Raw genomic sequence first — 13831 nt, 5'->3', positions numbered from 1 at the left:
GAGTGTCAGCCTGCGGTGATCGAGTCGATCGCGGCCTGGACCTCGGCGCGCAGGTCGTCCGAGATCGGCGCGGAGCCCGCGACGCTCGGGTCGGCGGCGCGCTCCTGGCCCTCGGCGCTCGCGACGTAGGAGAGGTAGGCCTTGACGTTGGCCGCGTCGGCCTCGTCCGCGTAGGTCGAGCACGCGATCGAGTACGACATGAGGACCAGCGGGTAGGCGCCGGACTCGGTCGTCGTGCGGTCGAGCTCGACGATGAGGCGCTTGTCCGTGGAGTCCTCGGCGCGCGGGGACGCGTCGACGACCTTCGCGGCGGCCTCGGCCGAGAACGGCACGAACTCCTCGCCGACCTTCAGCGCGACCGTGCCCAGGTCACCGGCGCGGGAGGCGTCGGCGTAGCCGATCGCACCCTCGGCACCCGTGACGGTGTCGATGACACCCTGCGTGCCGTTGCCGGACTGCCCGCCGGAGAGCGGCCAGTCACCCGAGGCCTCGTGCGGCCAGGCGCCCTCGGACGCCGCCGCGAGGTACTCGGTGAAGTTCTCCGTGGTGCCCGACTCGTCGGAGCGGTTCACGGGGATGATGCCGGTCGCCGGCAGCGTGACGTCGGGGTTCTCGGCGGCGATCGCCGCGTCGTCCCACGTCGTGATCTCGCGGTTGAAGATCCCCGCGATCGTCGCGGCCGAGAGCTGGAGGTGCTCGGCGTCCACGGCGGGCAGGTTGTAGACGACGGCGATGGGGCTGATGTAGAGCGGCACCTCGATGGCCTCGCTGCCCTCGCAACGCTCGGTCGCGGCGGTCAGCTCCTCCTCGTCGAGCGCGGCGTCAGAGCCGGCGAACTGCACGGCACCCGCGAGGAACTGCTCGCGCCCGCCGCCCGAGCCGACGGCGTCGTAGCTGACCGCGACACCGGGGTTCGTGTCGTTGAAGCCGGCGATCCAACCAGCGACCGCCTTCTCCTGCGAGGTCGCACCGGCGCCGGCGAGCGAACCGCTCAGCTCGGCGGATGCGTCGCCGCTCTCCGTGGCACCCGGCTCGGCCGAGGAGCCGGAGCTGCACGCGGCAAGCGTCAGTGCCAGCGCACCCGTCAGGGCAACTGCACCGATACGGCTGTGGGGGAAGAGCTTCACTGTGTTCCCGTCCTGTCACTCAGCGCGCACCGGTCGGTGCGCGGCCGAGCCCGACGCTAGGCGCGCCAGGTGACCGCACCCACGGCCCAGGGTGAACCCCAGGTGAACGCTCGTCGACCAGACGCTCGTCCAGGTGCGACCTGGGTCACGGCTGCGTGGCGCACGAGCCCGTCGACGGTGACGGGCCACGCCTCCCCCTCACTCCTCGGTGCCGTCCGACAGCTTGTAGCCCAGCCCGCGCACGGTCGTCAGGAGCGTCGGCGCGGACGGGTCGGGCTCGATCTTGGCGCGGATCCGCTTGACGTGGACGTCGAGCGTCTTGGTGTCGCCGACGTAGTCCGAGCCCCAGACGCGGTCGATGAGCTGACCGCGCGTCAGGACGCGGTCCGGGTTCCGCATGAGCATCTCGAGGAGCTCGAACTCCTTGAGCGGGAACGGCACGAGCACACCCTCGACGTGGACCGTGTGCCGGTCGACGTCCATCCGGACGGCCGCCACCTCCAGCGTCGCGTCGTCCTCGTCCTCGTCCGTCGCGGCGCGCCCGTTCGACTCGCGCCGACGCAGGACCGCGCGGATGCGCGCCAGCAGCTCGCGCGACGAGTAGGGCTTGGTCACGTAGTCGTCGGCGCCCAGCTCCAGCCCGACGACCTTGTCGATCTCGTCGTCCTTGGCCGTCAGCATGATCACCGGCACGTCGGACTCCAGGCGCAGCCGGCGGCACACCTCGGTGCCGGGCAGGCCCGGCAGCATGAGGTCGAGCAGCACCAGGTCCGCGCCGTGCTCGGCGAACTGGTCCAGCGCGTCGGGGCCGGTCGACGCCGTGATGACCTCGTAGCCCTCCCTGCTGAGCTGGTAGGACAGCGGGTCGCGGTACGACTCCTCGTCCTCGACGAGCAGGATGCGGGTCACGGGGTGCTCCTGGAGTGGTGGGGGGCGAGGGACGGCCGGGGGGCCGGGGGCAGAGCGGGTGCGGGGGTGTCGGGGCGGGCCGACGCGAGGTCGTCGGGCGAGGTCGGCGCCGAGGCGGCTCGCTCGGGCGCGGCGGCCAGGACCTCGGCCACGGGCAGGCGCAGGGTGAACGTCGACCCGCGGCCGGGCTGCGACCACACGGTCACCTCGCCCCCGTGGTCCGACGCGACGTGCTTGACGATCGACAGGCCGAGGCCCGTGCCGCCGGTGTCGCGCGACCGGGCGGGATCCACGCGGTAGAACCGCTCGAACACGCGCTCCTGGTCCGCGGGGGCGATGCCGACGCCCTCGTCGACCACGGCCACCTCGACGAGGTCGCCGTGCCGCCGGACACCCACGCTGACCTGCGTGCCCTCGGGCGAGTACGCGACCGCGTTGTCCAGCAGGTTGCGCACCGCGGTGACCAGCAGGTTGCGGTCGCCGAACACCGTGACGCCCGCGGCACCGCCCGCCACGAGGCGGACCTGCTTGGCGTCCGCCGCGGTGCGTGCGCGGTCCACGGCCTCCGCGACGACGTCGTCCACGGCGACCGCCGCGACGTCCTCCAGGGCACCCGCGACCTGCAGGCGCGACAGCTCGATGATCTCGTGGACCAGGGCGGACAGGCGCGCCGCCTCGGCGCGCATGCGCCCGCTGAACCGGCGCACGGCCTCCGGGTCGTCGGCCGCGTCCTGCACGGTCTCGGCGAGCAGCGACAGCGCACCCACGGGCGTCTTGAGCTCGTGGGACACGTTGACGACGAAGTCCCGACGGATGGCCTCGAGGCGGCGCGCCTGGGTGAGGTCCTCCGCGAGCAGCAGCAGGTGCTCGGGCGTGACCTGCGCGACGCGCACCTGCAGGAGCAGCCGCGACGGGCCGACAGGGCCGCGCGGCACCTCGATCTCCTCGTCACGGATCACGCCGTCACGACGGACCGACTCGACGAGGTCGCGCATCGAGGGGTGCACGAGGCGGCCGTCGCGCACCAGACCCAGCGCGTGCGCCGGCGGGCTGGCACGCACCACGCCGTCCTGCGCGTCGAGCACGACGGCGGCCGAGCGCAGCACGGCGAGCGTCCGCACGAAGCTGTCCTCGAGCTCCGGTGCAGGCTGCGGCGGCACCCGGTGCTGCTCGCGCTCGCTCCACCGGAACGCCGCGACGGCGACCGCGCCGACTACCATGCCGATGACCCCTGCGACGAGGGGTGCGGCGTCCAGCATCCACTCCACACGATCCACAGTAGGTGCGGTCACGTCGACCGCCGCACCATCGGCGGGTCGGAGCCCCGAACCGCCGCCGCGTGTTCATCTGCCGGGGGACGGTCGTTCACCGACGCGTGCGACCGTGTGGGCCGCAACCGCGCACGGAAGAAGGAGCACATGCGGGACATCTTCGAGGCCGAGCTCACGCAGCTCGGCGAGGACCTGGTGGCCATGAGCGGCCGGGTCGAGCAAGCCATCAGCAGCGCAGGAATCGCGCTGCTCACCGCCGACCTCCAGCTTGCCGAGTCCGTGATTGCCGACGACCTCGCCATCGACGCGCTCGAGCGGGACCTCGACGACCGGTGCGTGCGCCTCCTCGCGCAGCAGCAGCCGGTCGCCACGGACCTGCGGATCGTCGTGTCGGCGCTGCGCATGAGCGCGTCGCTGGAACGGATGGGCGACCTCGCCCGGCACGTCGCCCAGGTGGCACGTGCCCGTTACCCCCGCACCGCCGTCCCGGTGGGCACCGAGGCGACCTTCACCCAGATGCAGGACGCGGCCGTGCGGGTCGCGCGCCGTGTCACGACCCTGCTCGGCACGCGCGACATGGCGCTCGCCGAGTCCATCCAGCAGGACGACGACCTGCTCGACGAGCTGCACTCCGACACGTTCAGCGCGATGCTGTCCGGGCCGTGGGACCGCAGCCCGCAGGAGACGATCGACGTCACGCTGCTCGGCCGGTACTACGAGCGCTTCGGCGACCACGGGGTATCCGTGGCTCGGCGCATGGTCTACCTGGTGACGGGCGACCCGACCCAGACGATGGACCCCGCCGTGGTGCGGGGCGGCTGACCGGCACCACCCAGGACCGCGGGACCCACGGGCCCCGCACACACGAGAGGCGCCCGTCCCGGGGAGGGGGCGGGCGCCTCTTGGCGTCGTGCGCGGGTGGCGCGGGTCAGCGACCCTGGTTCGCCACGGCCGCGATGGCCGCCTTCGCGGCCTCGGGGTCGAGGTACGTGCCGCCGGGCTTGACGGGCTTGAGCGTCTGCTCGTCCAGCTCGTAGAGCAGCGGGATGCCCGTGGGGATGTTGATGCCGGCGATGGTCTGCTCGTCGACGTCGTCGAGGTGCTTGACCAGCGCACGGATCGAGTTGCCGTGCGCGGCGACCAGGACGGTCTTGCCGGCCTGCAGGTCCGGCACGATCTCCGCGTCCCAGTACGGCAGCGCGCGGACCAGGACCTGCGCGAGGGCCTCGGTACGCGGGATCGGCTCGCCGGCGTAGCGCGGGTCGGTGTCCTGCGAGAACTCGGAGCCGAGCTCGATCTCCGGCGGCGGGACGTCGTACGAGCGGCGCCAGAGCATGAACTGCTCCTCGCCGTACTCCTCGAGCGTCTGCTTCTTGTTCTTGCCCTGCAGCGCGCCGTAGTGACGCTCGTTGAGCTGCCAGGAGCGCTTCACGGGGATCCAGTGGCGGTCCGCGGCGTCGAGCGCGAGGTTGGCGGTCGTGATCGCGCGGCGCAGCAGCGACGTGTGCACGACGTCGGGGAACACGCCCGCGTCCGTCATCAGGGTGCCGCCGCGCCTGGCCTCCTCGATGCCCTTGTCGGTCAGGGGCACGTCGACCCAGCCGGTGAACAGGTTCTTGGCGTTCCACTCGCTCTCGCCGTGGCGGAGCAGCACGAGGGTGTAGGTCATGCCCCACATCCTGCCGCAGGCCCGCGACCCCCGCAGGGACGTCCGTCCCCCGGTCGCCCCGCCCCACCCATGGTGGTGAGAGAGCAATCCAGCCCACCCGCCCAGGGTGGTGAGAGAGCAATCCAGCCCACCCACCCAGGGTGGTGAGAGAGCGATCCAGCCAGGGTCAGCGGGTGGGTTCTGCCGCGATCGCGTAGACCTTGAGGACCTGGTCGGCGGCGGTCGACCAGGCGTAGCGCTCGGCGACCTGGCGCGCGGCGACGGACCAGCGGGCGCGGCGCGGGGCGTCGGCGAGGGCGTCGGCGATCTCGTCGGCCCACACCTCGGGGTCGTGGCCGCGCACGAGGCGTCCGGAGACCTCGTCGTCGACGACGGTGCGCAACCCGCCGACGGCCGCGGCCAGCACCGGCGTCCCGCTGGCCTGCGCCTCGACCGCGACGAGCCCGAAGGACTCCGAGCGCGACGGCATCGCCACGAGGTCGGCCGCGCGGTACCACGTCACGAGCTCGTCGCGCGGCGCCGGGGGGCGCACGACCACGTCGTCGTCGACGCCGAGCGTCACCGCCAGCGCGCGCAGCTCGCGCACCGCCGTCGGCCGCCCCGACGGGCCGCCGAGCACCACGAGCAGCGGGACCGGGCGCCCGCTCGCGCGCAGCGCCCCGATGGCGCGCACGAGGACGTCCGGGGCCTTCAGCGGCTGGACGCGCCCCGCGAACAGCACGACGGGCCGGTCGGTCGGCAGGCCGAGCCGCCGTCGTGCGTCGTCCTGCGCGCCGGGGCCACCGGGACGGAAGCGGTCGAGGTCCACGCCGGGCTCGACGACGTGCACGCGTGCGGGGTCGGCGCCGTACAGCTCGACGAGCTCCCGCGCCTCGACCGGTGTGGACGCGACGAGCGCGTCGGCCTCGGCGACGACCTGCTCCTCGCCGACGACGCGCACGCCCGGCTCGGCCGTGTCGCCGGGGCCCAGGCTGGCGTTCTTGACCTTCGCGAGCGTGTGGGCCGTGTGCACCAGCGGCACCTCCCACCGCTGCGCCGCGATCGCACCGACCTGGCCGGACAGCCAGTAGTGCGAGTGCACGACGTCGTACCAGCCGGGGCGACGTGCGGCCTCGGAGCGCAGCACGCCGGCCGCCATGCCGCACAGGATGCCGGGCAGGTCGTTCTTCTCGAGCGCCTCGAACGGCCCGGCGGGCACGTGGTGGACGAGCACGGGCGGGGTCACGCCGGGGGGCACGTCCTCGGCGAGCAGGACGTCGCGCGCGTCGGCGGCCGACAGCGGGCGCCCGTCGACGTCGGCGCCGTCGAGCACGACCGTCTCCGGGGCGTCGGACCGCGTCGCGCGTGTGAAGACCTCGACGCGGGCGCCGCGGGCCGCGAGCGCGTGCGCCAGCTCCAGGACGTACACGTTCATGCCACCGGCGTCGCCGGTGCCGGGCTGGTCGAGGGGGGACGTGTGCACCGAGAGCATGGCGATGCGGGGTGCTCGATCGGTGGTCACGACCCCATTGTGACCCGGCCGGGACGCGGTCCCGCCACCGGGACGGCCGGGCGCGGGCCGACCGGTCGGGGTCAGCCGCGCGCGACGGGGACGCGACCGCGGGCGCGCTCGGTGTCCACCAGCAGCCGCAGGGGCACGCCGATGCCGTAGGTGACGAAGTCACCGTGAGGCGTCAGCCTGACCATGACGACGTCGCCCCGCTCGCTGTCCGGCTCGGTCAGCCCGCGCAGCAGCCGCTTGCGCACGGGAGCGGGCGCGTCACCCGCCGGGACCACCTGCGCCGTGGCGCGGAACGTGATCGTCGCCGGTGGGATGGGCGCGACGAGCGCGAGGAGCCCGCCGCGGCGGACGGGGACGGTCGCGGACACCTCGCTCTGGTGCCGCAGGTGGTCGACCTTCCAGTCCGTCTCGGTGGCGGCGAACCACACGGCGTCACCGTGGACGGCGGGCGTCACGCCGACGCTGCGTCCCTGGCCGCGGCGGTTGACCATCGCCACGACGACGAACGGCTGGCGTGCCACGGTCCTCCACACGCGCTCGGTCGTCAGCGTGGGGCCACCCGCGCTCCCGCTCACGAGGCCGGACCGCCGGGTGCGACGGGCACGGGGACGACCTGCGGGTGAGACATCGGGGCTCCTCGACTGCGACGACGCTGGGGGCGGCCGGCCCGCTCACCCGCACGGGACGCTACTCCTCACCTCGTGCCGCGCGTCGACGCACGGCCGATCGCATCATCGCCTCCGTGACCACGGGGTGCGCGAGGCGGACGGGGGCGAAGTAGACCCGGCCGCGCCAGCCGTGCAGGCGGACGGCCGTGACGACCCGCAGCAGGTGCCGCTCGGTGTCGACACCGACGCCGACGCGGAAGTCGAGGTGGCGGTCGTCGAACGCGAGCAGCGCCTCCTCCCCCTGGACCTCGCGCACGGCGAACGTGTCGCGCGGCGCCGGCGTCAGGCCGAGGAGCCGCACGGCAGCCTGCCGGACGCCCATGAGCGCGGCGACCCACCGCGGTCCGCGGGCGACGTCGAACACCGCGAGCGCCCACGCGGCGGGGTCGGTGGCGGCGTCGGCCGGCAGGGGGACGACCGTGACGTCGCAGAAGTCCGGGCGCGGCAGGTCGCGCAGGGCGAGGGAGACGAACGAGGGTGCGGCGGTCAACGGAGAGCCTTCCGTACGGCGGCGTATGGTTCTCCATACGCTAGCGTACGGACGTGTCGCCGTCAGCCCGCTCGCCCCGCCGCACCACCCCCCGCGTCACCCGGGAGCAGTGGATCGACGCCGCAGCGACCGCGTTCCACGCCGACGGCCTCGCCGCGGTGCGCGTCGAGGCCGTGGCCCGCACGCTCGGCGTCACCAAGGGCTCCTTCTACTGGCACTTCGACGACCGCCGCGCCCTGGTCGACGCCGTCGTCGCCCGCTGGGAGACCGAGCAGACCGAGGACGTCATCGCGCGCACCGGCGCCGAGGGGACCCCGGCCGACCGCCTCGCCGCGCTGTTCACCGACGTCGCCGCGAGCGCGCCCGGACGCGGCGGCGAGCGACGCCTCTACCTCCAGGCCGCCGACGAGGGCGTCCAGGACGCCGTGCGCCGCGTCACCGCGCGCCGCATCGACCACGTCGCCGCGCTGCTCGTCGAGCACGGCCTCCCCGCGGAGGTGGCCCACCCCCGCGCCGTCGTCTCGCTCGCGTCGGCCGTCGGCGCCGACCAGCTCACCGACGCCCTGCCGGCGGGCACGGACCGTCGCACGCTCGTCGCGGCCGCGCTGCAGATGGCTCTCGCACCACCGGGCCCGCGCTGATGCGCACGCGCGGCCGGCCGTCGCCTCCGACGAGTCCGGGACCACCCACCCCGGGGTGGGCGCCGGTGCCGGCCGCGGCGTCAGCGCACGACGACCGGCACGACGCAGGCCGGTGAGCGCAGGTCGACCCTCGACGCCTGCGTGCCGTGGGCGTCGTGCACGACGACGGCGTGGGCGTCCTGCAGCGCGACGACCGTCCAGCCGTGCACGACCGCGAGGTGGCGGGGCGTCGGTCCGGACAGCGCCTGGGGACGAGCGGCGCCCAGGGAGCCGTCGGCGTGCACGTCGAGCACGCTCACGGCGTCGGGGCCCTGCAGGCCCAGCGCGCGGACACCGAGCAGCAGCCGGTCGCCGTCCAGCAGGACGTGCGACGGCGAGCGGCGCACACCGTCCGCGGACTCCTCCGCCGGGACGGCCGCGACCCGCTGCACGTCGGTCCCGGTCGCCGTGGCCGCGTCCCACAGCAGGACGTGGACGCTCGCGTCGAGCTCACCCACGACGTACAGGTGCGCACCGTCGGCCGCGAACGCGACGTGCCGCGGACCCGTCCCGGGCGCCAGCCGCGCGGCGACGCCGTCGGGCGTGAGCGACCCGTCGGCGGCGCGCGCGTACCGGCGCAGCTCGTCGGTCCCGAGGTCCGCGACGAGGACGTGCCGCCCGTCCGGCGTCAGGGCGACGAAGTGCGCGTGGGGGCCCTCCTGACGGTCCGCGTCGGGGCCGGTGCCGGCGTGCGCGAACTCCTGCGCGGGCAGCCCGGACGCGACCACGTCGGGCGTGAACGCACCGTCCGCCGTCAGCGGCACGACGCCGAGGACGCCGTCGATGTAGTTCGCGACGTACAGCGTGTCCTCGACGACCAGGAGGTGGCACGGGGACGTCCCGCCCGACGCGACGGTGGCCCGCGCCGTGAGCCCACCGTCGTCACCGACCTCGAACGCGGTCACGCTGCCCGGTGCGCTCTCCCCCACGGCGTACAGCCAGCGCCCCCCGGGGTGCGTCGCGAGATACGTCGGCGCGGGCGTCTCGACGACGAGCCGCGGCTCGCCGAGCGCGCCCGTCGCCGCGTCGAGGTCCACCTGCCACACCCCCTCGCCGAGACCGGCCGGGGTGCCGATGCCGGCGTGCGGGAAGGTGCCGATCCACAGGGGTGTCGTCGCGCTCACGCCGACGACCCTACGCAGCGCGACGCCGCCACGCCGCCCGCCCGCCGAGCACCGCAGCCACCCCAGCGTCTCCCGCGAACTCGCACTGCGGCGGCCTACGGGACGTCGGAACCCGCCGAAGGACGAGGTCGACGGGGCTCGATCGACCCGTCGGCGGGGGGATGGGTGATCAGGGGGTGGGGGTGAGCCAGGGGGTGGGGTCGGCGACGACGGTGCGCAGGACCGCAAGGGCGCCGCCGGTCATCGCCGGGTAGTCCCCCGCGGCTGCTCGGCTGACCGTCGGCGCCGACCAGTCCGCGAAGATCACGCGGTCGGCGAGGGCGTCGCGGACCGCGTCGTGCACCTCGTCGAACACGAGCCCGAACGTCCCGCCGAGCACGACCTCGCTGACGTCGACGACGTTGGCGACGGTCGCGACCGCGAGGCCGAGCCAGCGTGCCGCGCCGCGCACCGCCTCGAGCGCGCGGGCGTCCCCGGCGGCCACGGCCGCGACGACGTCCGCGAACGGCGCGCCCTCCGCGAGGCCCGCCGCGCGCGCGATGGCGTCCTGCCCGGCGTGCTGCTCGAGGGAGACGGGGCGCGTGCCGCCCGGTCCGCCGTCGACGACGACGTGGCCGATCTCCCCGCTCCAGCCGTGCCGACCGAGGAAGATCTCGCCGTCGAGCACCAGCGCGCCACCGACGCCGACCTCGCCGGACACGTACAGGAACGACGGCGCGAGGCTGCCGCGGCGCGCGTGCGCCTCGGCGCGGGCGGCGAGGTTCGCCTCGTTGGCCAGGCGCGGCGGCAGGTCCGCGAGGACGGGGTGCGCGACGAGCCGGGCGACGACGTCGACGTCGCGCCACCCGAGGTGCGGTGCGTACCGCAGGGGGCCGGTGATGCGGTCGACGAGGCCGGGCAGCGCCAGGGCGGTGCCCGCCACGCGCACGCCGTCGGCGGCGAGCGAGGCGAGGACCGGGGAGACGAGCGTGGCGAGCCGGTCGAGGACGACGTCGGGGTCGCTGTCGCGCAGGTCGACGTCCTCCACGATCTCGACGAGGACGCCGCCTGCGAGGTCGACGGCGCGCAGGCCCAGGTAGTCGACGTTGACCTCCATGCCGACGCCGGCGACGCGGCCGCGCGCCGGCGCGAGCGGCACCGCGGGACGCCCGGCGCGGGCGACGGCCACGGGGTCGAGCTCGCGGACCAGGCCGGACTCGATGAGGACGTCGACCAGGCCGGTGACCGTCCCGCGCGCCAGCCCGGTGGCGGCGGCGATCTGCGCACGCGAGGGTGGGACGGTGGCGTCGACGACCTGGGCGAGCGAGACCGAGAGGTTGTGCGCGCGCATCTGGGCCTGCCGGGCGGCACGCGACGGGTCGGGGACGCGCTCTGCGGCGCGCCCCTCGCGGGTGCGCGGCTGCTCGGCCACGGCGGTCGCCGCGTCCGCGGCGATCGGGGTCACGACGTCCGGGGCGGTGTCGCCCGTCTGGTCGTCCACCCTCGGCATGGCTTGACCCTATCGACTCCCGGGGATAAATTCATCCCAAGAACAAAACCCGGTCGCTCGGTTGACGCGCGCCCGGTCCGCTCTCGACGTGGAGGCGTCCATGGTTCGCAAGCCCACCCCTGAAGACAAGTTCTCCTTCGGTCTCTGGACCGTCGGCTGGAACGCGCAGGACCCGTTCGGCGCTGCTACGCGCCCGTGGCTCGACCCGGTCGAGTCCGTGCACAAGCTCGCCGAGCTCGGCGCGTCGCACGTGACCTTCCACGACGACGACGTCATCCCGTTCGGCTCCTCGGACGCCGAGCGCGAGAAGGTCCTCGACCGCTTCCGCGGCGCGCTGACCGAGACCGGCATCACGGTCGAGATGGTCACGACCAACACGTTCACGCACCCCGTCTTCAAGGACGGCGCGTTCACGTCGAACGACCGCCGCGTGCGCCGCTACGCGCTGCGCAAGATCCTGCGCAACGTCGACCTGGCCGCGTCCCTCGACGCCGACACGTTCGTCATGTGGGGCGGCCGCGAGGGCGCCGAGTACGACAGCGCCAAGGACCTGAACGCCGCGCACCAGGCGTACGCCGACGGCATCGACACCGTCGCCGCGTACATCAAGGAGAAGGGCTACGGCCTGCGCATCGCGATCGAGCCCAAGCCCAACGAGCCCCGCGGCGACATCCTGCTCCCGACGATCGGGCACGCGCTCGGCCTCATCGCCAAGCTCGAGCACGGCGACATCGTCGGCCTGAACCCGGAGACGGGCCACGAGCAGATGGCCGGCCTGAACTACACGACGGGCCTCGCGCAGGCGCTGTGGGCCGAGAAGCTGTTCCACATCGACCTCAACGGCCAGCGCGGCATCAAGTACGACCAGGACCTGGTCTTCGGCCACGGCGACCTGTTCTCCGCGTTCGCGACGGTCGACCTCGTCGAGAACGGCTTCCCCAGCGGCGGCCCCAAGTACGACGGCCCGGTGCACTTCGACTACAAGCCCTCGCGCACCGAGGACTTCGACGGCGTGTGGGCCTCGGCCGCCGCCAACATGTCGACGTACATCCTGCTCAAGGAGCGGGCGCAGGCGTTCCGCGCCGACCCCGAGGTCCAGGAGGCCATGGAGGCCGCCGGTGTCTTCGAGCTGGCCAAGCCCACGCTGAACGAGGGCGAGACCATGGCCGACTTCCTGGCCGACCGGTCCGCGTTCGAGGACTTCGACGTCGAGGAGGTCGCCAAGCGCGGCTTCGGCTTCGTGCACCTCAACCAGCTCGCGGTCGAGCACGCCATGGGCGCGCGCGGCTGACCCAGCCCCACCTGACGCCCGGGGAGCCTCGTGCTCCCCGGGCGTCGCCCGTCCCCGGCACCCGACGTCCGAGCGGGCCGGTGCGACCACCGCTCGGACACCTCACGCCCGGCAGACCGGGCATCTGGCGCAAGGGAGCACACGCGATGACGCTCGTGGCAGGTGTGGACTCGTCCACGCAGTCGTGCAAGGTGGTGGTGCGGGACGCGCAGACGGGCGCGCTCGTGCGGCAGGGCCGCGCGAAGCACCCTGACGGCACCGAGGTCCACCCGCACCACTGGTGGGACGCCCTGCAGGCGGCCATCGCGGACGCGGGCGGGCTCGACGACGTCGAGGCGATCAGCGTCGGCGGGCAGCAGCACGGCATGGTCGTGCTCGACGCCGACGGCGAGGTGATCCGCGAGGCGCTGCTGTGGAACGACACGCGCTCGGCGCAGGCCGCCGTGGACCTCATCACCGAGCTCGGCGACGGTGACGTCGTCGCCGGCGCGCAGGCGTGGGCGTCGGCGATCGGCTCCGTGCCCGTCGCGTCGCTCACCGTCACCAAGCTGCGCTGGCTGCGCGACACGGAGCCGGCCAACGCCGCGCGCGTCGCCGCCGTCGCGCTCCCCCACGACTGGCTGACCTGGAAGCTCGCGGGCGGCATGGCCGAGGTCGGTCTCGACGGGCTCGTCACGGACCGGTCCGACGCGTCCGGCACCGGGTACTGGTCGCCGTTCACCGAGGACTACCGCACCGACCTGCTCGAGCTCGCGCTCGGCAGCGTGCCGCGCCTGCCGCGCGTGCTCGCCGCGAACGAGGCCGGACCCGTCGCGCCGGCGTTCGCACTCAAGCCCGTGCTGGGGCCGGGTGCCGGTGACAACGCCGCGGCCGCGCTCGCGCTCGGCCTGCTGCCCGGGGACGTCGCGGTGTCGCTCGGCACGTCGGGCGTGGTGTCCGCCATCGCGTCCGCGCCGATCGCCGACGGCACCGGGCTCGTCACCGGGTTCGCCGACGCGACCGGGTCCTACCTGCCGCTCGCGGTCACGCTCAACGCCTCGCGCGTGCTCGACACGGCCTGCCGGATGCTCGGCGTCGACCACCCGGCGCTGTCAGAGCTCGCGCTGTCGGCCCCCGCGGGTGCCGACGGCCTCGTGCACATCCCGTACCTCGAGGGTGAGCGCACCCCCAACAAGCCGCTGTCCACCGGGGCCCTGCACGGCATGCGCATGGCGAACACGACGCCCGCGCACGTCGCGCGTGCCGCCGTCGAGGGCATGCTCTGCTCGCTCGCCGACGGCATCGACGCGATGCGCGCCGTGGGCGTGCCGGTCGAGCGCGTCTTCCTGATCGGTGGCGGGGCGCAGTCCGAGGCCGTGCGCCGCATCATCCCGTCGATCATGGGGGTCGACGTGCAGGTGCCGACGCCCGGTGAGTACGTCGCCGACGGCGCCGCACGCCAGGCCGCCTGGGTGCTCTCCGGCTCCGACACACCGCCGGCGTGGTCGGCGTCCTCGGGTGCCGAGGTCATGACGGGCGAGCCGACGCCGGTCGTCCGCGAGCAGTACGCGGCCGCCCGCGAGCTCACGGTCGACCGCCCGGCCTGACCCTCCCGGGACCGGATTGCTCTCTC

At 74.4% G+C, this 13831-nt stretch carries 13 protein-coding genes; 4 read left to right on the top strand and 9 right to left on the bottom strand.

The features are described from left to right. Positions 1-5: 5 nt before the first annotated feature. The 3 genes from pstS to OKX07_RS03605 all read right to left on the bottom strand — a co-directional run bounded on the left by pstS (position 6) and on the right by OKX07_RS03605 (position 3295). Positions 6-1127, bottom strand: coding sequence for a phosphate ABC transporter substrate-binding protein PstS (pstS, locus tag OKX07_RS03615; protein ID WP_265630495.1), 1122 nt, complete (start codon positions 1125-1127; stop codon positions 6-8). Positions 1128-1325: 198 nt separating this feature from the next. After that, the gene (locus tag OKX07_RS03610; protein ID WP_265630494.1) at positions 1326-2036 is read right to left on the bottom strand and encodes a response regulator transcription factor; all 711 of its coding nucleotides are present in this window, start codon (positions 2034-2036) and stop codon (positions 1326-1328) included. Further along, the gene (locus tag OKX07_RS03605; RefSeq protein WP_265631793.1) at positions 2033-3295 is read right to left on the bottom strand and encodes a sensor histidine kinase; all 1263 of its coding nucleotides are present in this window, start codon (positions 3293-3295) and stop codon (positions 2033-2035) included. Before OKX07_RS03605 ends, OKX07_RS03610 begins: the two co-directional genes overlap by 4 nt. 159 nt (positions 3296-3454) lie before the next feature. Here OKX07_RS03605 and phoU point away from each other — a divergent pair, with 159 nt between their 5' ends. After that, positions 3455-4129 (top strand): phosphate signaling complex protein PhoU, encoded by a 675-nt coding sequence (gene phoU, locus OKX07_RS03600; RefSeq protein ID WP_265630493.1) that lies wholly within the window; start codon positions 3455-3457, stop codon positions 4127-4129. Between the two features lie 106 nt (positions 4130-4235). On the opposite strand, the gene OKX07_RS03595 is transcribed toward phoU, so the two are convergent. The 4 genes from OKX07_RS03595 to OKX07_RS03580 all read right to left on the bottom strand — a co-directional run bounded on the left by OKX07_RS03595 (position 4236) and on the right by OKX07_RS03580 (position 7635). Next, positions 4236-4976, bottom strand: coding sequence for a phosphoglyceromutase (locus OKX07_RS03595; RefSeq protein WP_265630492.1), 741 nt, complete (start codon positions 4974-4976; stop codon positions 4236-4238). A gap of 166 nt (positions 4977-5142) precedes the next feature. Further along, positions 5143-6477, bottom strand: coding sequence for a glycosyltransferase (locus tag OKX07_RS03590; protein WP_265630491.1), 1335 nt, complete (start codon positions 6475-6477; stop codon positions 5143-5145). Positions 6478-6548: 71 nt separating this feature from the next. Then, entirely contained in the window at positions 6549-6998 is a 450-nt protein-coding gene (locus OKX07_RS03585; protein WP_265630490.1) for a hypothetical protein, read from the bottom strand. Positions 6999-7164: 166 nt separating this feature from the next. After that, positions 7165-7635 (bottom strand): DUF2867 domain-containing protein, encoded by a 471-nt coding sequence (locus OKX07_RS03580; RefSeq protein ID WP_265630489.1) that lies wholly within the window; start codon positions 7633-7635, stop codon positions 7165-7167. A 53-nt stretch (positions 7636-7688) separates the two neighbouring features. Between OKX07_RS03580 and OKX07_RS03575 the strand changes: the two genes are divergently transcribed. Further along, positions 7689-8276: a TetR/AcrR family transcriptional regulator gene (locus tag OKX07_RS03575; RefSeq protein WP_265630488.1), complete on the top strand. Its 588-nt coding sequence runs from the start codon at positions 7689-7691 to the stop codon at positions 8274-8276. Between the two features lie 80 nt (positions 8277-8356). Here OKX07_RS03575 and OKX07_RS03570 read toward each other — a convergent pair whose 3' ends face one another. Together OKX07_RS03570 and OKX07_RS03565 are read right to left on the bottom strand one after the other, a co-directional pair. Further along, entirely contained in the window at positions 8357-9439 is a 1083-nt protein-coding gene (locus OKX07_RS03570; RefSeq protein ID WP_265630487.1) for a lactonase family protein, read from the bottom strand. A gap of 169 nt (positions 9440-9608) precedes the next feature. Next, positions 9609-10928 carry an ROK family transcriptional regulator gene (locus tag OKX07_RS03565; protein ID WP_265630486.1) on the bottom strand — a complete coding sequence of 440 codons (1320 nt, stop codon included), beginning with the start codon at positions 10926-10928 and terminating at the stop codon, positions 9609-9611. Positions 10929-11028: 100 nt separating this feature from the next. Between OKX07_RS03565 and xylA the strand changes: the two genes are divergently transcribed. Together xylA and xylB are read left to right on the top strand one after the other, a co-directional pair. Beyond that, the gene (gene xylA, locus OKX07_RS03560; RefSeq protein WP_265630485.1) at positions 11029-12219 is read left to right on the top strand and encodes a xylose isomerase; all 1191 of its coding nucleotides are present in this window, start codon (positions 11029-11031) and stop codon (positions 12217-12219) included. Positions 12220-12365: 146 nt separating this feature from the next. Next, positions 12366-13805, top strand: coding sequence for a xylulokinase (gene xylB / locus OKX07_RS03555; protein ID WP_265630484.1), 1440 nt, complete (start codon positions 12366-12368; stop codon positions 13803-13805). The last annotated feature ends 26 nt before the right edge of the window (positions 13806-13831 follow it).

Origin of the sequence: Cellulomonas sp. S1-8 (assembly GCF_026184235.1) — a bacterium.
Lineage (GTDB): Bacteria > Actinomycetota > Actinomycetes > Actinomycetales > Cellulomonadaceae > Cellulomonas.
Note: the sequence above shows the minus strand (reverse complement) of the source record. Positions and strands in the feature narration are given on the sequence as shown.